The sequence below is a fragment of the Streptomyces sp. NPDC029674 genome, assembly GCF_044903205.1.
Taxonomy (GTDB): Bacteria; Actinomycetota; Actinomycetes; order Streptomycetales; family Streptomycetaceae; genus Streptomyces.
Genome location: NZ_JBJDPY010000006.1, coordinates 60,091 through 80,603, shown reverse-complemented (window position 1 = coordinate 80,603; position 20,513 = coordinate 60,091). Strand labels below are relative to the sequence as shown.

19 protein-coding genes are annotated in these 20,513 nt (G+C 72.3%); 10 read left to right on the top strand and 9 right to left on the bottom strand.

Translation table 11 applies throughout. The features are described 5' to 3' along the window. Positions 1–146: 146 nt before the first annotated feature. Positions 147–1,010, bottom strand: coding sequence for a L,D-transpeptidase family protein (locus tag ACI2L3_RS15980; RefSeq protein WP_404753302.1), 864 nt, complete (start codon positions 1,008–1,010; stop codon positions 147–149). Positions 1,011–1,122: 112 nt separating this feature from the next. On the opposite strand from ACI2L3_RS15980, the gene ACI2L3_RS15975 reads away from it, so the two are divergent. Both ACI2L3_RS15975 and leuE read left to right on the top strand, forming a co-directional pair. Then, complete coding sequence (locus ACI2L3_RS15975; RefSeq protein ID WP_404752982.1) at positions 1,123–2,706, top strand: methylmalonyl-CoA mutase; 1,584 nt, start codon at positions 1,123–1,125, stop codon at positions 2,704–2,706. Between the two features lie 109 nt (positions 2,707–2,815). After that, positions 2,816–3,478, top strand: a complete 663-nt coding sequence (leuE, locus tag ACI2L3_RS15970) for a leucine efflux protein LeuE (protein ID WP_404752981.1) — start codon at positions 2,816–2,818, stop codon at positions 3,476–3,478. A 33-nt stretch (positions 3,479–3,511) separates the two neighbouring features. Here the strand turns inward: leuE and ACI2L3_RS15965 are convergent, their stop codons facing one another. After that, a complete protein-coding gene (locus ACI2L3_RS15965; RefSeq protein ID WP_404752980.1) occupies positions 3,512–3,979 on the bottom strand; it encodes a MarR family winged helix-turn-helix transcriptional regulator in 468 nt (155 codons plus the stop codon). An 18-nt stretch (positions 3,980–3,997) separates the two neighbouring features. Further along, the gene (locus tag ACI2L3_RS15960; RefSeq protein WP_404752979.1) at positions 3,998–5,500 is read right to left on the bottom strand and encodes an FAD-dependent monooxygenase; all 1,503 of its coding nucleotides are present in this window, start codon (positions 5,498–5,500) and stop codon (positions 3,998–4,000) included. A gap of 29 nt (positions 5,501–5,529) precedes the next feature. Here ACI2L3_RS15960 and ACI2L3_RS15955 point away from each other — a divergent pair, with 29 nt between their 5' ends. Beyond that, on the top strand, positions 5,530–6,186 hold the full coding sequence (locus ACI2L3_RS15955) for a TetR/AcrR family transcriptional regulator C-terminal domain-containing protein (protein WP_404753301.1): 657 nt from the start codon (positions 5,530–5,532) through the stop codon (positions 6,184–6,186). Here the strand turns inward: ACI2L3_RS15955 and ACI2L3_RS15950 are convergent. The 3 genes from ACI2L3_RS15950 to ACI2L3_RS15940 are packed head-to-tail and all read right to left on the bottom strand — an operon-like array spanning position 6,170 to position 9,659. Continuing rightward, on the bottom strand, positions 6,170–7,327 hold the full coding sequence (locus ACI2L3_RS15950; protein WP_404752978.1) for an acyltransferase family protein: 1,158 nt from the start codon (positions 7,325–7,327) through the stop codon (positions 6,170–6,172). The genes ACI2L3_RS15955 and ACI2L3_RS15950 overlap by 17 nt on opposite strands. Further along, positions 7,324–8,682, bottom strand: a complete 1,359-nt coding sequence (locus ACI2L3_RS15945; RefSeq protein ID WP_404752977.1) for an alpha-2,8-polysialyltransferase family protein — start codon at positions 8,680–8,682, stop codon at positions 7,324–7,326. The genes ACI2L3_RS15950 and ACI2L3_RS15945 overlap by 4 nt, the downstream gene beginning before the upstream one ends. Continuing rightward, positions 8,682–9,659, bottom strand: coding sequence for a glycosyltransferase family 2 protein (locus ACI2L3_RS15940; RefSeq protein WP_404752976.1), 978 nt, complete (start codon positions 9,657–9,659; stop codon positions 8,682–8,684). The genes ACI2L3_RS15945 and ACI2L3_RS15940 overlap by 1 nt, the downstream gene beginning before the upstream one ends. A gap of 198 nt (positions 9,660–9,857) precedes the next feature. Here ACI2L3_RS15940 and ACI2L3_RS15935 point away from each other — a divergent pair, with 198 nt between their 5' ends. The 4 genes from ACI2L3_RS15935 to ACI2L3_RS15920 all read left to right on the top strand — a co-directional run bounded on the left by ACI2L3_RS15935 (position 9,858) and on the right by ACI2L3_RS15920 (position 14,765). Beyond that, positions 9,858–11,279 (top strand): DUF6716 putative glycosyltransferase, encoded by a 1,422-nt coding sequence (locus tag ACI2L3_RS15935; RefSeq protein WP_404752975.1) that lies wholly within the window; start codon positions 9,858–9,860, stop codon positions 11,277–11,279. 62 nt (positions 11,280–11,341) lie between these two features. After that, positions 11,342–12,664, top strand: coding sequence for a cytidylyltransferase domain-containing protein (locus ACI2L3_RS15930; protein WP_404752974.1), 1,323 nt, complete (start codon positions 11,342–11,344; stop codon positions 12,662–12,664). Between the two features lie 14 nt (positions 12,665–12,678). Next, positions 12,679–13,632, top strand: coding sequence for an N-acetylneuraminate synthase family protein (locus tag ACI2L3_RS15925; RefSeq protein ID WP_404752973.1), 954 nt, complete (start codon positions 12,679–12,681; stop codon positions 13,630–13,632). A 29-nt stretch (positions 13,633–13,661) separates the two neighbouring features. Further along, positions 13,662–14,765, top strand: a complete 1,104-nt coding sequence (locus tag ACI2L3_RS15920; protein ID WP_404752972.1) for a hypothetical protein — start codon at positions 13,662–13,664, stop codon at positions 14,763–14,765. Between the two features lie 3 nt (positions 14,766–14,768). Here the strand turns inward: ACI2L3_RS15920 and ACI2L3_RS15915 are convergent, their stop codons facing one another. From ACI2L3_RS15915 to ACI2L3_RS15905, 3 genes are all read right to left on the bottom strand, one after another. Further along, positions 14,769–15,230 (bottom strand): protein phosphatase, encoded by a 462-nt coding sequence (locus tag ACI2L3_RS15915; protein ID WP_404752971.1) that lies wholly within the window; start codon positions 15,228–15,230, stop codon positions 14,769–14,771. A 43-nt stretch (positions 15,231–15,273) separates the two neighbouring features. After that, on the bottom strand, positions 15,274–15,663 hold the full coding sequence (locus tag ACI2L3_RS15910) for a peptidoglycan-binding protein (protein ID WP_404752970.1): 390 nt from the start codon (positions 15,661–15,663) through the stop codon (positions 15,274–15,276). Between the two features lie 139 nt (positions 15,664–15,802). Continuing rightward, positions 15,803–17,287, bottom strand: a complete 1,485-nt coding sequence (locus ACI2L3_RS15905) for an MFS transporter (RefSeq protein ID WP_404752969.1) — start codon at positions 17,285–17,287, stop codon at positions 15,803–15,805. A 99-nt stretch (positions 17,288–17,386) separates the two neighbouring features. On the opposite strand from ACI2L3_RS15905, the gene ACI2L3_RS15900 reads away from it, so the two are divergent. From ACI2L3_RS15900 to ACI2L3_RS15890, 3 genes are all read left to right on the top strand, one after another. Continuing rightward, on the top strand, positions 17,387–18,274 hold the full coding sequence (locus ACI2L3_RS15900) for a LysR family transcriptional regulator (RefSeq protein ID WP_404752968.1): 888 nt from the start codon (positions 17,387–17,389) through the stop codon (positions 18,272–18,274). Positions 18,275–18,418: 144 nt separating this feature from the next. Next, positions 18,419–18,943, top strand: a complete 525-nt coding sequence (locus tag ACI2L3_RS15895) for a hypothetical protein (RefSeq protein WP_404752967.1) — start codon at positions 18,419–18,421, stop codon at positions 18,941–18,943. A 131-nt stretch (positions 18,944–19,074) separates the two neighbouring features. After that, positions 19,075–20,316, top strand: coding sequence for a M20 family metallopeptidase (locus ACI2L3_RS15890; RefSeq protein WP_404753300.1), 1,242 nt, complete (start codon positions 19,075–19,077; stop codon positions 20,314–20,316). The last annotated feature ends 197 nt before the right edge of the window (positions 20,317–20,513 follow it).

The window sequence follows — 20,513 nt, the reverse complement described above, 5'->3', positions numbered from 1 at the left end:
GACTCCCCCCGCGTGCCAGGGGCCCGCCCCCCGGGGGGGGGGCCCCCCCCCCCCCCCGGGCGCGGGGCCGGGGGGGGGGGCGCCGCGCCCCCCCCCCCCCCCCCCCCCGCCGCTTTTCCGGATCGCAGACGTTCGTCGGGCTCGCGTCACTTGTAGATGACGACGCGGTCGCCGTTCCGTACCTGCGCGAACAGGCTCGCGATCTTCCCCTCGTCCCGGACGTTCACGCAGCCGTGCGACGCGCCCGTGTACCCCGTGGCCGCGAAGTCCGACGAGTAGTGGACGGCCTGGCCGCCGCTGAAGAACATGGCGTACGGCATGGCCGTGTCGTAGAGCGTCGAGACGTGGTGCCGGGACTTCCAGTAGACGGTGAAGGCACCCTCGCGGGTCGGCGTGTACTGCGAGCCGAAGCGGACGTCCATCGTCGACACCGCCCTGCCGTCGATCATCCACGTCAGCGTGCGACTGCTCTTGGCGATGCACAGGACCCGGCCGGTCAGACACCGCCTGTCCGGCGCGGCCGCCGGGATGCCGCCGCCCGAGTACAGCTCGTGCCGCGTCGGCTCGCGCGTCATGGCGAGCAGCCGCTGCCAGGTGACGGTGTCCGTGGCGCCCGTGCGGGGCAGCCCGCGCTTGGCCTGGAAGCCCTTGACCGCGCTCGTGGTGGCGGCCCCGTACGTCCCCGACGGGTTCACGTGGAGCCAGGCGATCTGCCGCAGCCTGGCCTGCAGTTCCCGCACCTGCCCGGAGCTGTCGCCCATCCGCATGAGAATCTTCGCAGGGGCGGGCGGCACCGGGGGAGGCGTGCGTGACGCGGGAGGCTTATGGGGTGTGGGTGACGCGGGAGGTGCCTGTGACGCAGGAGGCCGCGTCGGATGCCCTGCCGTCGCCTTCCCCGGTCCGCCGTCCCCGCCGCCCGGCGCCCCCTCCGTGTCCACCGCGACCGCCTTGCACCCCGCCGTCAGCACCAGTACCGCCACGGCCCCCACCGATATCGCGCCCCTGCCCATCACGCCCCCGCGCCCGTAGACGACACCCCTGGACAACTCCGACCACACTTCTGGAAGTGTTTCCCGGTTTGCCGCGAGTGACGCCTCCCGTGCGCGGGCGCAAGCTGGAGGCATGACACACGAGTCGGAGTCAGGACTGCCCATCGAACCCGTGTACGGCCCCGATTCCCTGTCGGGCTGGGACCCGGCGGAGAAGCTCGGCGCCCCCGGCGCGTACCCCTACACGCGCGGCGTCTACCCCACGATGTACACCGGCCGCCCCTGGACGATGCGCCAGTACGCGGGCTTCGGGACCGCCGCCGAGTCCAACGCCCGCTACCGGCAGCTGATCGAGCACGGCACGACCGGCCTCTCCGTCGCCTTCGACCTGCCGACGCAGATGGGCCACGACTCCGACGCCCCGATCGCGAGCGGCGAGGTCGGCAAGGTCGGCGTGGCCATCGACTCCATCGACGACATGCGCGTCCTGTTCGGCGGCATCCCGCTGGACAAGGTCTCCACGTCGATGACGATCAACGCCCCCGCCGCGCTGCTGCTCCTCCTCTACCAGCTCGTCGCCGAGGAGCAGGGCGTGCCGGCCGGCGAGCTGACGGGCACGGTCCAGAACGACGTGCTCAAGGAGTACATCGCGCGCGGCACGTACATCTTCCCGCCGCAGCCGTCCCTGCGGCTCGTCGCGGACACCTTCCGGTACTGCCGGGCCGAGATCCCGAAGTGGAACACCATCTCCATCTCCGGCTACCACATGGCCGAGGCGGGCGCCTCGCCCGTGCAGGAGATCGCCTTCACGCTGGCCGACGGCATCGAGTACGTCCGTACGGCGGTCGCCGCGGGCATGGACGTGGACGACTTCGCGCCGCGCCTCTCCTTCTTCTTCGTGGCGCGTACGACGATCCTGGAGGAGGTCGCCAAGTTCCGTGCGGCCAGGCGCATCTGGGCCCGCGTGATGCGGGAGGAGTTCGGCGCGCGGAACCCGAAGTCCCTGATGCTCCGCTTCCACACGCAGACGGCGGGCGTCCAGCTCACCGCCCAGCAGCCCGAGGTGAACCTCGTCCGGGTCGCCGTCCAGGGCCTCGGCGCGGTCCTCGGCGGCACCCAGTCGCTGCACACCAACTCCTTCGACGAGGCCATCGCCCTGCCCACCGACAAGTCGGCCCGCCTCGCCCTGCGCACCCAGCAGGTCCTCGCGTACGAGACGGACGTGGCGGCGACCGTCGACCCCTTCGCCGGGTCGTACGTCGTGGAGAGCATGACCGACGACGTGGAGGAGGCGGCGCTCGCCCTGATGCGGCGCGTCGAGGACCTCGGCGGTGCCGTGCACGCCATCGAGCAGGGCTTCCAGAAGGGCGAGATCGAGCGCAACGCCTACCGCATCGCGCAGGAGACGGAGAGCGGGGAGCGCGTCGTGGTCGGCGTCAACCGCTTCCGGATCGACGAGGAGGAGCCGTACGAGCCGCTGCGCGTCGATCCCGCGATCGAGGAACGGCAGGCCGCCCGGCTGGCCCGGCTCCGCGCGGAGCGGGACGGGGCGGCGGTGGGCGCCGCCCTCGCCGCGCTCCAGGAGGCGGCGAAGGGGACGGGCGCCAATGTGCTGTACCCGATGAAGGAGGCGCTGCGGGCGCGGGCCACCGTGGGCGAGGTGTGCGACGCGCTGCGGGAGGTGTGGGGGGCGTACGTCCCGACGGACGCGTTCTGAGCCCCTCTGAGCCCGTACGCGCCCCTGCGCCCGCGACGCCACGGGGCGGTCCCGTCCGTCACTCGGAAACCCGTGTCCCCATGTCGCACTCCCGTGCGACACTCCCGGCATGCTGGGTATCACCGACCTCCCGACCTACCTCGCGGGCCTCGCCCTGATCATTCTGCTGCCGGGGCCGAACTCGCTGTACGTGCTCTCGGTCGCCGCCCGTCGCGGCGTGCGCACCGGCTACACCGCGGCCGCCGGCGTCTGGTGCGGCGACACCGTCCTGATGACGCTGTCGGCGGCCGGCGTGGCCTCGCTGCTGCAGGCCAACGCCGTGCTCTTCGGGATCGTGAAGTACGCGGGCGCCGGGTACCTGACCTGGCTGGCGGTCGGCATGCTGCGGGCGGCGTGGGGCATGTGGCGGTCGCGGCGGGAGCAGGCGGCGGACGGGGGCCGGGCGGCGGACGACCCGGCGGCGGGGCCGGGGGAGCGGCCGTTCCGCAGGGCCTTCGTGATCAGCCTGCTCAACCCCAAGGCGATCCTGTTCTTCATCGCCTTCTTCGTGCAGTTCGTCGATCCCGGTTACGCCTATCCCGCGCTGTCCTTCGTCGTGCTCGGCGTCCTGGCCCAGCTGGCGAGCTTCCTCTACCTGACGGCCCTGATCTTCAGCGGCACCCGGCTCGCGGCCGCCTTCCGCCGCCGCAGGCGGCTCTCGGCCGGGGCCACCTCGGCGGCGGGCGCGCTGTTCCTCGGTTTCGCGGTGAAGCTGTCGGTCAGCAGCGTGTGACCCGGCCGACGCCGACGGCCGGCGGTCGGCCGGTCAGTGGTGCCAGGCCGAGCCGCCCACGTTGTGGATCATCCGCTGGAGCACCTTCAGCGTGCGGACGTAGTCCTCGTCGGTGATGCCCTCGTGGATCTCCGCGCGCACCGCCTGCTGGCGCTCGGCGACGCGGGCCTGGAGCGCGCGGCCCTCCTCCGTGAGGGCGATGCGGCCCGCGGGACCCTCGGTGATGAGGCCGCGGTCGTGCAGGGCGCTGATGTTGTGGTCGAGGACGCCCTCGCCGATCTCCAGGTAGCCCTTCAGGGCCGACACGACCTCGTCCCGGGGGCGGCCGTCCGGTGCCGGCACGAGCTGGCTGAGGGTCCACCACTGGGGCTGGGTGAGACCCATCTCGGCGAGCATGGTGCGGATGTGGTTGACGACGGCGGCGCCCGCGGCCGAACTCCAGTAGCCGACGGGCTGGTCGACGAGGTCCTGGTCGCTGTGCGAGTAAGCGAAAGTTGTCATGTGCTTGAACGTAGAAGCTCAAGCATGCTTGAGGTCAACCCCCGAAGCCGTCCCCGAGTCGGTCACCCCCGAAGCCGCCACCGCACCGCACCGCCTCAGATACGCCGTGAGGCCGTCCCGCGCGTCCGTGCCCGCCCAGCCCACGTACCCGTCCGGGCGGACCAGGAAGAGGCCCTTGCCGTACGGCTCGTAGGCGGGGATGTCCATGACGCGCACCAACTCCCCGTCCATCGGCGGCAGTTCCGTGTCCGTGCCCACCGCGAGCAGCGTCCAGTGCGGGCCGCGGAACACGTCGAACAGGGTCCCGGAGCCGCACGGCCCGTCCGGCGCCCGGTCGCCCGCCCGCAGCGCGTCCTCCGGCAGGCTCTCGCGCGTCTCCACCGCCAGTGACGCGTCGCGGTAGCCGATGCCGAGCTGCCGGGTGGCCGCCCCGCGCCGCTCTTCGCCGCGGTGGATGCGGGTGGAGAGGCCCAGCATCCGCGCGGCGTTGGGCCGCCGCTCCTCCTCGTACGTGTCGAGGAGCGACTCGGGGGCGCCGCGCCGGAGCACCGCGCCGAGCTTCCAGCCCAGGTTGTAGGCGTCCTGGACGCTGGTGTTGAGGCCCTGGCCGCCCGCGGGCGAGTGGATGTGCGCCGCGTCCCCGGCGAGGAGGACGCGGCCCTCGCGGAAGCGGTCCGCCAGCGCCGCGCGCGGCCGGAAGTCCGAGGACCAGCGGACCTCGGTCACGTCGTCGGCGCTCAGGTGCGTCCGGGCGGCGACGAGCTCGCGTACACCGCGCGCGGAGAGGTCGGGTGTCGCTCCGGCGGGGAACTGGGCGGTCAGCTGGAAGTCCCCGGTGCCGGGCAGCGGGCAGATCGCCGTGTAGAGGCCCGTGTCGTCGGCGGCCGGGAACATGTGCCAGTTGTCGCGGTCGAGCGCGGGGACGCGGACGTCCGCGACCAGGACCGGGTTCGGGTCGACGGTCTCGCCCGTCATCGCGATGCCCAGCGCCCCGCGCAGGGTGGAGCGGCCGCCGTCCGCCGCGACCGCGTACGCGGCCCGTACCACCGCGCCCGTCGACAGCCGGACGGTGACCCCGTCGGCATCCTGGGTCAGCTCCGTCACCCCCGTGCCGAAGGCGACATCGCCGCCGAGCTCCCGCAGGCGCGCCAGCAGGATTTCCTGGGTGCGCCACTGGGGGAGCATCCACGGCGTGGTGTACGGGGCGGTCTCCGTCGGCTCGGGTTCGTCGAACATCCGGTGCTCGCCCTGCCGCTCGCCGTCCCGCCACACCATCCCGACGGGAATGGGGCCGCCCGACGCGAGGACCGCGCCGATCACGCCGAGGTCGTCGAAGACCTCCATGGTGCGGGGTTGCAGGCCCTTGCCGCGGGAGCCGGGGAACAGGGCGGGTTCGCGCTCGACGACGAGGGCGGGCACGCCGTGCCGCGCCAGGTCGCAGGCGAGGGCGAGCCCGGTGGGGCCCGCGCCCACGACGAGCACGTCGGTCGTACCGGTTTCCTTAACGTTGTTAAGTGCCATGCCGACGAGCTTGCGCTTAACGGTGTTAAATTGTCAAGGTGGCTACGACGAAGCTGGACCGGACCCGAGTGGCGCGCACCGCGCTCGACCTGCTGAACGAGACGGGGCTCGAAGGGCTCACCCTGCGCGCCATCGCCCAGCGCCTCGACGTGAAGGCACCCGCCCTGTACTGGCACTTCAAGGACAAACAGGCGCTGCTCGACGAGATGGCGACCGAGATGATGCGGCGGATGGCCGAGGGCTTCCTGTCCTCGCCGGACGCCGACTGGCGGGTGGCGCTCACCGCCGCGATGCGGGGCCTGCGCGAGCACCTGCTGCACTACCGCGACGGCGCGAAGGTGTTCAGCGGTACGCGGTACACGGACCTGTCGTACGCGGCGCCGCTGGAGGCCCATCTGCGGGTGCTCGCCGAAGCGGGGTTCGCGCCGGGACCGGCCGCGCGCGCCTGGTTCACCGCGTACAACTACACGATCGGGTACGTCATCGAGGAGCAGTCGACGGGTCCGGCGCCCGGCCGCGACGAGGACGGCTACGACCTCGTGGCGCGTGCCGAGCGCCTCGCCGCGTACCCGCTGGCCGCGGCGGCGGGCGAAGAGATGTTCCGCTCGCACGACCGCGGCTTCGAGGAGGGGCTCGCCACGATCGTGGCGGGGATCGGCGCGACCCTCGTCACTTCCGGGGAGTGAGGCTCCGGTTGAGGCCCGTGCGGATCAGGGGCGTCAGCCGCTCCTCCACGTAACGGTTCAGGAGCCACGCGAGGGCCAGCATCGCGGCGATCGTCAGACCGAACGTCGCGTACGACGACAGTCCCAGATGGCGGTGCAGCACCTCCACCGTCACCCAGCCCAGGTGCTCGTGCACCAGGTAGAAGGGGTACGTCAGCGCGCCGGCCACCGTCAGCCAGCGCCAGTTCGCCCAGTGCAGGTGCCCGAGCGCGATCAGCAGCACCGCCGCGAAGCCCGCCGTCACCACCGCCATGATCACGGCCGAGGAGCGGTACGAGAAGAAGTCCGGGTTCGGCGCGTGCCACAGCCCCTGGACCGCGTAGTGCTGGCCGATCAGCCAGCTCACGCCCGTGATGCCCCATGCCGTGAGGTCGCGGCGATCGCGGTGGATGAGGTAGATGCCGATGCCGCCGACGAAGAACGGCGCGTACTCCGGCATCAGGACCAGGTCGAGCAGCGGCTCGTCCGCGGCCTCCGCGACGGCTGCGGACAGGGTCCACACCGCGCAGAACAGCACCACGCGCGCGCGGGTCGCGCCCGGCATGACGACACACAGCGCGAACAGCGCGTAGAAGCGCAGCTCGGCCCAGAGCGTCCAGCACACGCCGAGCACCCGGTCCGCGCCGAGCGGCTGCTGGAGCATGGTGAGGTTGACCAGCGCGTCACTGGGCGAGACTGCCTCGTACGCGACGGCGGGCAGCGCGAAGACGGCCGTCACCAGGACGATCGCCGCCCAGTACGCGGGCAGGAGCCGGGACGCCCGGGAGGCGAAGAACGAGCGCAGGGGCCTGCCCCAGCCGCTCATGCAGATGACGAAGCCGCTGATCACGAAGAAGATCTGGACGCCCAGGCAGCCGTAGGCGAACCACTCACTGGCCGTCGGGAACTGCTGCTTCGGCGAGCTGCCCCAGGCCTCGGTTATCTCGCCGTCGCGGCCGCCGTAGTGGTAGGCGGCGACCATGAGCGCGGCGACAAGGCGCAACCCGTCGAGCGCGCGCAGCCGGGGTTTCCGGCGGGCCGGCCGCGGCGCCGGGAGGGCGTGCGGCGTGGCGGGCTCCGCCCCCGGTGAGAGCTTCGGGAGCGTGAGGTCGGGAGAGGTCATCCGAGCGCGGTCCGCTTGAGCGAGCGCTGTACGGAACGTGCGCGGCGGGCGACGCGGCGGACGGCCGCGTTGCGCGGGATGAACGCCAGCTGCGAGGGGACGGCGCCGGGCAGCGCGAGCGCGGTGAGGCGGCGCCGCTTGAAGTAGCGCCAGGTGGCGGCGGAGAGGTTCCGCGCGAGGTAGCGCTCGGCGTCGGGGCGGAGCCGGGGGTAGATCTGCGGCTGCATCGCGAAGCCGACGGCCTTGAGGAGGCTCGTCAGCTCGCCGGTGCCGGTCCCCGGTTCCCGGTCGGTGACCGCCGCGCGGTCGGTGAGCTCGGGCAGCAGCGCGTCGACGATGGTGACCGGGACGCGGTTGCTGTTCTGGTAGGGCGCGAGGCGCTCCAGGAGCAGGTCGGTGCCGGTGCGGGCGGCGGGCAGGCCGTACAGCGCGGACGCCGTGATCAGCGCGGTGGAGAAGCAGCCGACGACGAGCGCGGGCCGCATCCGCTGGTAGAGGACCTCGGCGAGCACCGGGGTGTCGAGCACCGTCAGCTCGACGCCGATCGCCTGCGCCTCCTTCTCCAGCGCGCGCGACCAGCGGGCGGGCGCGGTGGGGTGGGGCTTGAACACCACACGCGTATGGCCCAGTTGGGCCGCGCCGCGCACCATGCGGATGTGCAGCTCCTCCTCTTCCTCGGGGGTGAGGATGGAGAGGGCGGAGAGGTACTGGCCGAGGACGAGGGCGGGGGAGTCGATCTCGGGCAGCTCCGTTTCCCCGGCGCCCAGTTCACCGAGCACCTTCAGGAACGCCTCGGTCGGTACGATCTCCGGCTCCACCCCGAACTCGGTGAGGAGCAGCGGGGCGAGTCCCGGCACGAGGTCCAGGTGCAGCAGGCGCCGGATGCGGGTGCCGATCAGCGGGTCGAGCTTGTTGCGGGTCGGGCCGTAGCTCATCAGGCCGTCGGCGTAGACGTCGACGGGGACGCCGGTGAAGATCTGCGCGAGGGCGAGCGCGGGGTTGACCTGGATGGACTCGACGGCCAGCTCGACGGCGTCGTCACCGAGGCCCCAGAGCAGCCGGACGTAGCGCTCCCACAGCACGACGTCGTCGCCGCGCGGGGCCCAGCCGCCCGGGTGGAAGGGGGCGATGGTCTCGTTCCAGGAGCGCACCTCGTCGAACCGGCCGCGCAGCCGCTCGAACCCCGGCATCCCGTCGAGGGACGTCGTCGTCTCGGGCGTCGCCGCGTTGTTGCTGACGAGGAGGATGCGGCGGTCGGCGGGGCCGAAACGGCCGGCGTCCAGGGCGGCGGCGAGCGTGGCGACGCCGTACAGCGTGGACGCCATGAAGATCTGTGTCGTACGGGGCGCCGCCATCAGGCCGCCACCTCCGCCGACGCCGGACGCCGGCGCAGCCTGCGCAGCCGGGTCGCCCGCTGGACGTCCATGGAGTCGAGCGCGTCGTCGAGAACGCCCTGCGGCATCCGCTTCAGCGCGGCCGCACTCATTGACTTCAATTTGCGCGCCACGGATGGCTCGAACCTTTCGATGGATCCCAAATGGTGGGAGATGATCGCGCAGTAGGTGCGCACGGCTTTCGGCAGGAGTTCGGCCGCGTCCCGGTCCGCCGCTGTTTCCCGTACGACCTGGTCGAATGCCTTGATGAAATCGAGCTGGCGTACGTCGCCGATCTGCGTCAGCGAAGAGGCGACGCCACGCCGGTAGAACACCCCGAGAAGACCGACCGCGGCGAAGGATTCCGCCTCGCGGTGCAGCCGCCAGATCCAGGGCCGGTCCTCGGCGGTGCGCAGCCCGTCGGTGAAGTGCAGCAGCCCCGCGTCGGCGAGCCTGCGGTGGTAGATGCCCGCCCACGCGTACGCGTAGTCGACGGACGTCGACCGGTCGGCGGGCAGTATCACGTCGCGCGGATTGAGCACGACGCCGCGCCTGCCGTGCGGCACACGGTGCACGGTGCGGGCCCGCGCGGTGCACTGCACATGGTCGGTGCGCACGAAGTCGCAGCCCAACTGCTCGATGGCATCGACGAGTTGGGAGAAATAGCCGGGCGCGAGCCAGTCGTCACCGTCCAGGAAGGTGAGGTACTCGCCACGCGCCGCGTCGAGGCCCGTGTTGCGGGCGGTCGCGAGACCGCCGTTCGTCTCATGTCTGAGGAGAACGGCGCCGGGAAGCTCGCGCGCCGCACGCTCCAGGATGTCCGGAGTCTCGTCGCGCGAGCAGTCGTCGACGAGAATGAATTCGAAGTCGTCACGTGCGTTCGCACGCAGACTCCTCAAGGTGTCGGGCGCGTATTGCTGCACGTTGTAGAACGGCACGATGACGGAGAGCTTAACCACGTGGGTGACGTTAGGTGTCGGCCCGTCATTCGGGTCGACCCGCAGCGGTATGCCAGGTGAACGACGCGTGGCGGAATGGTTAACCTGGCTGCCCCGCGGGCTTTTCCGGGGCCGATTCGCCATTCGTCGGCGTGCTGTTAACCGTTTGTTGCACCTGAGTTGGGCCGCGAATCGAAATGCCTTCCTAGCGTCTGGGACGTGCAAGGAAGTCATCGAAACCCGCTGCGGGTCGCCGTGCTCGCCGACTCCGATACGCGATGGAAATGGGGCGCGCTCACCGCGAACCGCATCGTATCGGACAGCCGGCCCGGCGGTCATGATCCCAAGGGCCGTGATCCCGAGGGCCGTGATCCCGAAGGCCACCGGCTCAGCGGGTACCTGCTCCGCGGCCGGGCCACTCCCACCCCCCGGCAGCTCGACGAGGTGGGCGTGCGCGCGGACTCACTGCGCGAGGTCACCGCCGTCGAGTTCCTGCGCGAGACGGAGCGGGAAGCGCCCGACGTGATCGTGCTCGCCCTGGTGGGCGGCGCGGTCCAGGCGGTGCTGCACGGGCTCGCCCGCGTCGCACAGGACGCCCTGCTCACCGGCGCCACCAGGAAGCGGCCCGTCGTCGTCACCGGCTACGTCGGCGTCGTCTACGAGAAGCTCGCCGACGGCCTCCTCCTGCGGCACGGCGCGGACGTCGTCCTCGCCAACTCCCGCCAGGACGCGGAGCGCTTCCGCGCGGTGTACGAAGGAGTGGGCGCCGACGCGTCCGCGGTGACGGAGGCCGCGCTGCCGTTCCTCGGCGGAGCCCCGTACGAGAAGCCGTACGAGAAGAACGGCACGGACGCGAAGCAGGACCCGTACACCGTCGTCTTCGCCGCCCAGCCCTCCGTCCCCGAGACCGCCGCACACCGCACTTACCTGCTGCGCCGCCTCGCCGAGCACGCCCGGCTGCATCCCGACCGCGAGGTCCTGCTCAAGCTGCGCAGCAAGCCCGGTGAGCACACCACGCACATCGAGGAGCTGCCCTACCAGAAGCTGGCGCAGCGCATCGAGGGCGGCCTGCCCGCCAACTGCCGCCTCGTCTACGGGCACATGGGCGAGGTCCTCGACCGCACCGACCTGCTGGTCACCGTCAGCTCCACGGCCGCGCTCGAATCCCTGCACCGCCGCATCCCCACCGCCGTCCTCACCGACCTCGGGGTGCGCGAGGCGCTCGGCAACCACCACTTCACCGGCTCCGGCTGCCTCGCCTCCTGGGACCAGCTGGACGCGGGCCACCTGCCCGAGCCCGACGAGCGGTGGCTGGCCCGGCAGGGCGTCGCCGCCGACGGGGCGTACGAGAAGGCCTTCGACGCGGCACGTGAGCGTGTCGACTCCCTGCTCGCCGACGCGGCCGCCGGCGCGCTGCCGCCCATCCAGCCCTACTACAGCCTCAGCACCGCCCGGGGCTATCTGCCCGGCATCCTCGCCCGCCACCACCTCGGCCCCGACGGCGCCCCGCTGCCGGGCGCCCCCGCGGCCGACAAGGACCCGGGTCCCGTACGGCAGATCGTGCGCCGCGCGGCCCGCGGCGCCTACCGCCACGGAGTGCAGCGCGTGGCCCCCGTCATCCGGCGGATGGGCGAGCTGTGAACCCCGGGCGAGCCGTGAGTCCCGGGCGAGCCGTGAGCACCCACCCCTTCCAAGGAGCCCCCATGCCCCACTCCGACCCCGCGAGCGCACCGGCCCGCCGCGTGCTCGCCGTCATCCCCGCCCGCGGCGGCTCCAAGGGCGTGCCCGCCAAGAACCTCGCCCCGGTCGGCGGCGTGCCGCTGGTGGCCCGCGCCGTCCGCCAGTGCCTCGCCGCCCGGCTGGTCACCGACGTCGTCGTCTCCACCGACGACCACGTGATCGCCGAGACCGCCCGCGCCGCCGGCGCCGAAGTGGTCCTGCGCCCCGTCGCGATCGCCGGGGACACCGCGACCAGCGAGGCCGCCGTGCTGCACGCGATGGACGCCCACGAGGAGCTGCACGGCACGCCCGTCGACGTCGTCCTGCTCGTGCAGTGCACCAGCCCCTTCCTCACCCACGAGGACATCGACGGGGTGGCGTCGGCCGTCGCCGAACACGGCGCCGACACGGCCGTCACGGTGGCGCCGTTCCACGGCTTCATCTGGCGCGACGCGGCCGACGACGCGGACCGTTCCACCGGACCCGCCGACGTCCCCGCGCAGCGCACCGACTCACTCGGCGGCACGGCGACGCTCGCCAACTCCACCCGCACGGGCGGCGGTTACGGCGTCAACCACGACAAGTCGTTCCGCCCGCGCCGCCAGGACCGCCCCCAGGACCTCCTGGAGACCGGCGCCGCCTACGCGATGGACGCGGCGGGCTTCCGCACCGAGAAGCACCGCTTCTTCGGCCGCACAGAGCCCGTCCGCACCGACCCCGCGCGCGTCCTTGAGGTCGACGACCCGCACGACCTCGCCCGCGCCCGCGCGCTGGCCCCCCTCTTCGACGCGGCCCGTCCCGGGGACGAGGCCGCCCTCCCGACCGCCGCCGACATCGACGCGGTCGTCCTCGACTTCGACGGCACCCAGACCGACGACAGGGTGCTGATCGACTCCGAAGGACGGGAGTTCGTCTCCGTGCACCGCGGGGACGGCCTCGGCATCGCGGCCCTCCGCAGGAGCGGCCTGCACATGCTGATCCTGTCCACGGAACAGAACCCGGTCGTCGCCGCGCGCGCCAGGAAGCTCAAGCTTCCCGTCCTGCACGGCATCGACCGCAAGGACCTCGCACTGAAGCAGTGGTGCGAGGAACAGGGCATCGCTCCCGAGCGCGTGCTCTACGTCGGCAACGACGTCAATGACCTCCCGTGCTTCGCCCTCGTGGGCTGGCCCGTGGCGGTCGCGAGCGCCCACGACGTCGTACGCGGCGCCGCACGCGCGGTCACCACCGTCCCCGGCGGTGAAGGCGCGATCCGAGAGATCGCCACCTGGATCCTCGGCCCCTCTCTCGACTCCCTCCACAATTAAGGACTGTTCCCACCATGAGCAACATCACCTCCATCGGCGCCAACTCCCGTCTCCGCCGCTTCGGTTCGAAGACGGCCGGTCCCGGTCAGCCCGTGTACATCACCGGCGAGATCGGCATCAACCACAACGGCGACCTGGAGAACGCGTTCAAGCTGATCGACGTGGCCGCCGAGGCGGGCTGCGACGCGGTGAAGTTCCAGAAGCGCACCCCGGAGATCTGCACCCCGCGCGACCAGTGGGACATCGAGCGCGACACCCCCTGGGGCCGCATGACGTACATCGACTACCGCCACCGCGTGGAGTTCGGCGAGGCCGAGTACCAGGCCATCAGCGAGCACTGCGCCAAGCGCGGCATCGACTGGTTCGCGTCCCCGTGGGACACCGAGGCCGTCGCCTTCCTGGAGAAGTTCGACCTGCCCGCCCACAAGGTCGCCTCCGCCTCCCTCACCGACGACGAGCTGCTCCGCGCCCTGCGCGCCACGGGCCGCACGATCATCCTCTCCACGGGCATGTCGACGCCGAAGCAGATCCGCCACGCCGTCGAGGTCCTCGGCTCGGACAACATCCTGATGTGCCACGCCACGTCGACGTACCCGGCGCAGGCCGAGGAGCTCAACCTCCGCGTCATCAACACCCTCCAGGCCGAGTACCCGAACGTCCCGATCGGCTACTCCGGCCACGAGACGGGCCTCCAGACGACGCTGGCCGCCGTCGCCCTCGGCGCCACCTTCGTCGAGCGCCACATCACCCTCGACCGCGCCATGTGGGGCTCCGACCAGGCCGCCTCCGTCGAGCCGCAGGGCCTCACCCGCCTCGTCCGCGACATCCGCACCATCGAGGCGTCCCTCGGCGACGGCGTCAAGAAGGTCTACGAGTCGGAGCTCGGCCCCATGAAGAAGCTCCGCCGCGTCGCCGGCGTCGTCGCCGAGGCCGAGTCCTCCGCGGACGCCGAGCCGGTCGCGGTCTGAGCCTCTTATCGGGAGACGGACATACGACGATGAGCCCCCGAGCCGGCCGCGCGGCCGACACCAGCGGCGCCACCGCCCTCTCCACGCTCGCCTTCGTGGAGAGCCCTGTTCAACTGCTGAACGTCCTGGAGTGGGCGCACACCGCGGCCGCGACCGGCCCGGCCGGGGGCCTCACCGTCGTCGTCCTCTCCCCGAACGACCCCATGACGCGAGGCCAGTTGCGCCGCATGGCGCAGCTCGCACGCGACGAGGGCGTCGAGGTCCGCTGGGAGGAGGCGCGCGGCGGCGCGTCGGCTCCCTTCCAGACCATCGGGGGCCTGGCAGGCCCCCTGCGCCGGGCCGACCGGATCGTCATCGGCGACCCGTTCTCCCGCTACGTACAACTGCTCCTCACCATCACCAGGGCCCGCTCCCTGGTCGTGGTCGACGACGGCACGGCCACGATGGAGTTCATCTCCCAGCTGGCCCGGGGCGAACGCCTGCAGCGCTGGCACCGCAAGGGCGGCCGCCCCGGCCCCCGCGACCTGGTCTTCGCCCCGGTCTCGGCCTCGGCGCGCCGCCGCCTCACCCCCGGCGGATCGCGCACGGTGGAGGTCTTCTCCTCCATGCCGATCGACAGCGCGCCCGACGGCGTGACCGTCTCCGCCAACGCCTTCGCCTGGACCAGGGAACGCTTCGGCCCGCCCCGCATCACGCGCGGCGCCGACCTGGTCGGCACGTCACTGGTGGAGACGGGCGTGGTCGACCCCGACCGCTACATGGAAGCGGTCCGCGCCCTCTCCCACGCCCACGGCGCCAACCGCTACTTCGCCCACCGCCGCGAGAGCTCCGAGAAACTCCACCGCCTCGCGGTCGAGACGGGCCTCCAGGTGGTCCGCCCCGACCTCCCCCTCGAACTCATCGCCCGCCGGGGCCCCATCGGCCGCACCATCCTCAGCTTCCCCTCGACGGTCGTCCACACCCTCCCCCTCGCCCTCGCGGGCACGGAGGTGAAAGTGGCGGTCTGCGACATCGACCCGGCCTGGCTCACGGAGACCGCGTCCCCGCGCGCCCAGGGCTTCCTCTCCGGCGTGACGGGCACGGCCCGCGACGTACACCGCCTGACGTCGGTACGGCACACGGCGCCGGCGTGACCGTCACGGGGTGAACCGGCGGACGTACCGCCGCTGCCACGGCGTCTCGACCGCACGCCGGTCGTAATGCGCGCGCACGTACGCGACGGCCTCCGCCGGGGGCACCCCGTCGAGGACGGCGACGCACGCCAGCGCCGTCCCGGTCCGACCGCGCCCACCCCCGCACGCGACCTCCACCCGCTCCCCGGCGGCCCGCTCCCACACCTCGCGCAACACCTTCCGCGCGAGCTCACGGTCAGCGGGGAGCCGGAAATCGGGCCAGCGCAGCCAGGCCTGTTCCCAGGGAAAGGGCCCCGGCTCCTTGCCGAGGAGATAGACACCAAAGCCGGGTACGTCCCCGTCCCCGTCCTCCGGCAACGGATGCCGCAGCCCCCGCCCCCGGACCAGCCGCCCGGAGGGCAGCCGGAGAACGCCGGGGGCAGTGGGCTGCCAGCGGGCTGTCGTCGCGCCGCGGTTCTCTGTCATGACCTCAGTCTTACGCCCGGGCGCTCCCGGCGCACAGCCGTTCTCATACGGCGGTCCGCAGCCACTTCCACGTCTTCGGGCCGACGATGCCGTCGTCGTTCAGACCCCACGACCGCTGGAACTTCTTCACGCCCGCGCGGGTGTCCTTGCCGAAGATGCCGTCGACGGTGACGTAGACGGAGTGGAAGCGGAGCAGCGCCTGAATCTCCTTCACCTTCTTGCCCCGGTCGCCGTAGTCGGCGTAGGTGTTCAACAGGTCGTAGCCGCAGTACCAGCCGATGCCGCCCCACCATTCGCAGGAGGCCGCGGCGGACGGCGACTCGGGGGCGGGGGCAGGGGTGGCGGCCGACGCGGTGGCGGCCACCCCGGTGAGGGCGGTCGCGGCCAGGGCTCCCGCGGCCAGGACGGCCGCGGCCTTTCGGTTGGCGTACATGAGTACTCCTCGGGAAGCGTTCTCGTGTGCCGCTCGGACACGATTCACGCTAGGGACCCGGCCGCCGTCGCGCGTCCAGCAGGAGTTTGACGCGCGCCTGCACCCGTGGGGGCAGCGCGGTCAACCCCTGCCGTACTCCCTACCGCGTGCGGTGGACGCCCTCCAGGACGGGCGCCCCGTCCCCGGTGGCGGGCGCCCCGGAGGTCACCAGCACACTCCGCCGCCCCCGCAGCCCGAACGCGCTGACCAGCACGGCGACCAGCGCGGCCGCCAGGGGTACCCAGAGCGCGGCCCGGTACCCGTCGAGGAGGTCGGACGGCGAACTCGATGCCGTCGCCGCCACGTTGACCGCCGTCACCGTCGACAGACCGACCGCCGCGCCGAACTGGAAGGACGTGTAGAGCAGCGCGCCCGCGAGACCCTGCTCCTTCTCCGCCACGCCTTCCGTGGCGACGATCGTCAGCGGGCCGTACGCGAGTGAGAACGCGATACCGACGGCGATGAAGCTCGGGAACATCATCGCGTACGTCCAGTCGGCGCCGACCGGCAGGAACAGGGCGTACGCCAGCGCGGCGAGCAGCAGGCCGCCGAAGATCACCCGGGCGTTGCCGAAGCGGTTCACGAGCCGGGGCGTGAGAAGAGGGGAGAGGACCGCGTCGATGCCCATGACGAGCATCGCGAAGCTGGTCTGGAGCGTCGACCAGTCCCGCAGCTCCTGGAGGTAGAGCACGACCAGGAACTGGAAGCCGAAGAAGCCCGCGGCCAGGAGCAGCGCGGAGGCGTTGGCACGCACCAGCGGGCCGCTCCGCAGAATTCCCAGACGCACCAGCGGGATCGCCGCCCGGCGCTCGACCGCGACGAACACGGCCAGCAGGGCGAGCCCCGCGCCCACGGTGAGCGCGGTCCAGGCGGACGTGGTGTGCGTGGCGCGCTCCACGCCGAGGACCAGCAGCACGATGGCAGCGGTGATCGTGACCCCGCCCGCCACGTCGACGCGCTGCCCCGTCCGGTCCGGCCGCTGCGACCTGGGCACGACGGTGAGGGCGCCGACGAGGATGACGGCGGACAGCACGACGGGCGCGAAGAACACCCACCGCCAGCCGAACTGGGTGAGCAGCCCGCCGACGACCAGGCCGATGGAGAAGCCGCCGGCCGCCGTGCCGGAGTAGAAGAGCAGCGCCTTGTTGCGGCGCGGGCCCTCCTCGAACCCGGTGGTGATGATGGAGAGGCCCGCCGGGGTCATGAACGCCGCGGCGATCCCCGTGACGAAGCGGGCGACGATCAGCATCCAGCCCTCGGTGGCGAGGCCGCCGAGTCCGGAGAAGACGAGGAAGACGGAGAGCCACAGGACGAACATCCGGCGGCGCCCGAAGAGGTCGGCGGCCCGCCCGCCGAGCAGCATGAACCCGCCGTACCCGAGGACGTACGCGCTCATCACCCACTGCAGCGAGCCGGTGGACAGGCCGAGGTCGGCGCGGATGGAGGGGAGGGCGACGTTGAGCATCGCGATGTCGATGCCCTCCAGGAAGATCGCGCCGCAGAGGACGAGGAGGACGATCCGCTCGCGGCCGGTGAAGGGCCGGCCGGGGGACTGGTGGGCGTGCGGTGCGGGACTCTGGCTCATGGCGCCACCCTCGGCCGGGCCGGGGCGCGGAACAACGGCGAACATCGCAACGTTCGTTCAGCCAGGCTGACCGATGCGGAACGACCTGGGGGTACGGCGATGGAACGCGACGAACTGGAGTGCTTCCTGCTTCTCGCCGACGAGCTGCACTTCGGCCATACGGCCGAGCGCATGCGGCTGTCCCGGGCCCGGGTGAGCCAGCTCGTGCAGCGCCTCGAACGCCGCGTCGGCGCCCCGCTGTTCGTCCGCACCAGCCGCCGCGTGGCCCTCACCTCGCTCGGCCGCCAGCTGCGCGCCGACCTCGAACCGCACCACCGCGCCATCGAGGACGCCCTGGCCCGTGCCGTCGCCACCGCACGGGGCATCGACTCCGTCCTCCACGTCGGCTTCGCCAACCCCCTCACCGGCGAGATCGTGATGAAGGCTACGGAGGCCCTCCGCGTCAGCCACCCCGGCCTGGCGGTGGAGGTGTGCGAGGTGCCCCTCGGCGACCCGTACGGCCAGCTGCGCAAGGGCAAGTTCGACGTGCAGCTGACCGAACATCCCGTACGGGAGGAGGACCTGAGCGGCGGGACGGTGCTGCTCGCGGAGGACCGTGTCCTTGCCCTGCCCTCGTCCCACCCGCTGGCCGCCCGCCCCTCGGTGATCCGCGAGGACCTGGCGGAGGTCCCGCTCCTCACCATCGACGGCGACGTCCCCGACTACTGGCACGACCACCACGCCCCGCCCCGCACCCCCGGTGGCCGCCCCATCGGCCGGGGCCCCGGCGTGACGAACATGCAGGAGGCCCTGACGCTGGTCGCGGCGGGCAAGGGCGCCCTCCTGGCCCCCGCCCACACGGCCACGTACTTCGCCCGCCCCGGCGTCACCTACGTCCCCCTCACAGACACCCGGCCGACCGGCTACGGCCTGGTCTGGCGCCGCGGCCACGACACGGGCGCGGTGGCGGCCTTCGCACGGACGGTACGGGAAGTGGTCACTCTCTAGGCCGGCGTGCGGTCACATCTCCCCGCCGTACCGGGGCGGTCGTTCTCCGACCCCTGGGGGTGAGGCCGGCTCCCCCGGACGGTGGAGGCACCTGGGCCCCGATGGGGACGTGGGGCGCCCGTGCCCGGCGGGAGCATCGGACGCATGCCGATGAAAATCACCGCGCTGCCCGGCGTCCCCCGCTTGGCCGCCCTCGCCGCGCACGCCGTGCCGCTCGTCACCCTGCCCTCGGGGCTGTGGCGGGTGGCCCTCGTCGCCGGGCTCCCCGTGGCCGCGGAGCCGCAGCGCGGGGTGGGGGAGGCCGTGTACATCCTGATGCTCAGCGTCGTGTCCGAGGGGCTGGCCCTGCTCACGCTCGGTCTGGTGCGTGAGTGGGGTGAGGTCGTCCCCGCGTGGGTACCCGTGCTCGGCGGGCGGCGGATCCAGCCGCTCGCCGCCGTCGTACCGGCCCTGCTCGGCGCGGCCGGGCTCTTCGGACTCCTGGGCTGGGTCTGCTACGCCCAGGCGGCCGAACTGGGGAGCGAAACGGATGTGACGGGCGGAACAGCGCAAACCGCACTACTCGTGTTCTGCTATATACCGCTGATCGCGTGGCCGCCCTTGCTGACAGCGGTCGCCCTCGCCTACTACAGGCGCCGGACGACTTGCGCATCCCCCGAGGCGGCGTAAATCTCTACCCATCCCGATCGGCGGCCATGCGCCACGAGGCCAGTAATTCTTCCCCTATCGGGCTGAACTTTTGTTGATCGTGGGTTAGTTGGCCGTTGCATCGCCTTACCCTTCAGAGGGTGAACCAACTGATGTCCCGTGCGTCCGAAGAGGTGTCCGACGGCGTGTCCGGAGCGGAGTCCGCACCTGCGGCAAGGCTCCCCGGCACGCTGCCCGAAGCGCTGCGTGCCGAACTGGTCGCTTTCCGTCGCGACCTGCACATGCACCCCGAGCTCGGCCACCAGGAGTTCCGTACCACCGCGGCCCTCAAGGCCCGCCTGGAGGAGGCGGGCCTCGAGCCCCGTGTGCTTCCCTCCGGCACGGGGCTCATCTGTGACATCGGCCGGCCCTCCGCCCGGCCCATGCTCGCCCTGCGTGCCGACATCGACGCGCTGCCCATCCCGGACACCAAGCTGGGCGTGCCGTACCGCTCCACGGTGCCGGACCGCGCCCACGCCTGCGGGCACGACGTGCACACCACCGTCGTCCTCGGCGCCGGGCTCGTCCTCGCCGAGCTGGCGGAGCAGGGGCAGCTGCCCTTTCCGGTGCGGCTGATCTTCCAGCCCGCCGAGGAGGTCCTGCCGGGCGGCGCGACCGACGCCATCGCCGGGGGCGCCCTCGACGGCGTCGGCAAGATCATCGCCGTGCACTGCGACCCCCGGGTCGACGCGGGCCGCATCGGCCTGCGGCACGGCCCCATCACCTCCGCCTGCGACCGCCTGGAGATCTCGCTCGACGGACCCGGCGGGCACACCGCGCGCCCGCACCTCACCACGGACCTCGTGACCGCCGTCGCCAAGGTCGCCACCGAGGTCCCCGCCCTGGTCGCCCGCCGCGTCGACGCCCGCTCCGGCCTCTCGGTCACCTGGGGCCGCATCGAGGCGGGCCACGCCCCGAACGTCGTGCCGCAGCACGCCGAGCTCTCCGGGACCGTGCGCTGCCTCGACCTCAAGGCCTGGCGGGACGCGCCCGACCTGCTGCACGGCGCCGTCCAGGAGGTCGCCGACATGTACCGCGCCAAGTCCGAGATCAACTACATCCGCGGCGTGCCGCCGGTCGTCAACGACGGCGCGGTCGCCGACCTGCTGCGCGACGCGATGGCCGAGCGGCGCGGCGCGCACTCCGTCGAGGACACCGAGCAGAGCCTCGGCGGCGAGGACTTCTCCTGGTACCTGGAGCACGTGCCGGGCGCCATGGCCCGGCTCGGCGTCCGCGTCCCGGGCGAGCGCACCGTCCGCGACCTCCACCAGGGCGACTTCGACGTGGACGAGTCGGCGATCACCGCGGGGGTCGAACTCTTCACCGCCGCTGCCCTGTTGGACGCGGTGAGCTAGGGGCGGGGTGCGGCACAGGGGCCGGTTGCGAACGGCGCGTACGCGCGGACGCGGCCGGCCCCCGGCATGAACAGCACGAAGAGGTAACGGCACCGCGAAAACCCGTTCCCCTCCCTTTCTACGCGCGTTAATGTGCGCCGAAATCAGCGCCGTACGCGGCGCGTTGGCGATCAAGGGGTGCTTCCTGTGCGTCGTCT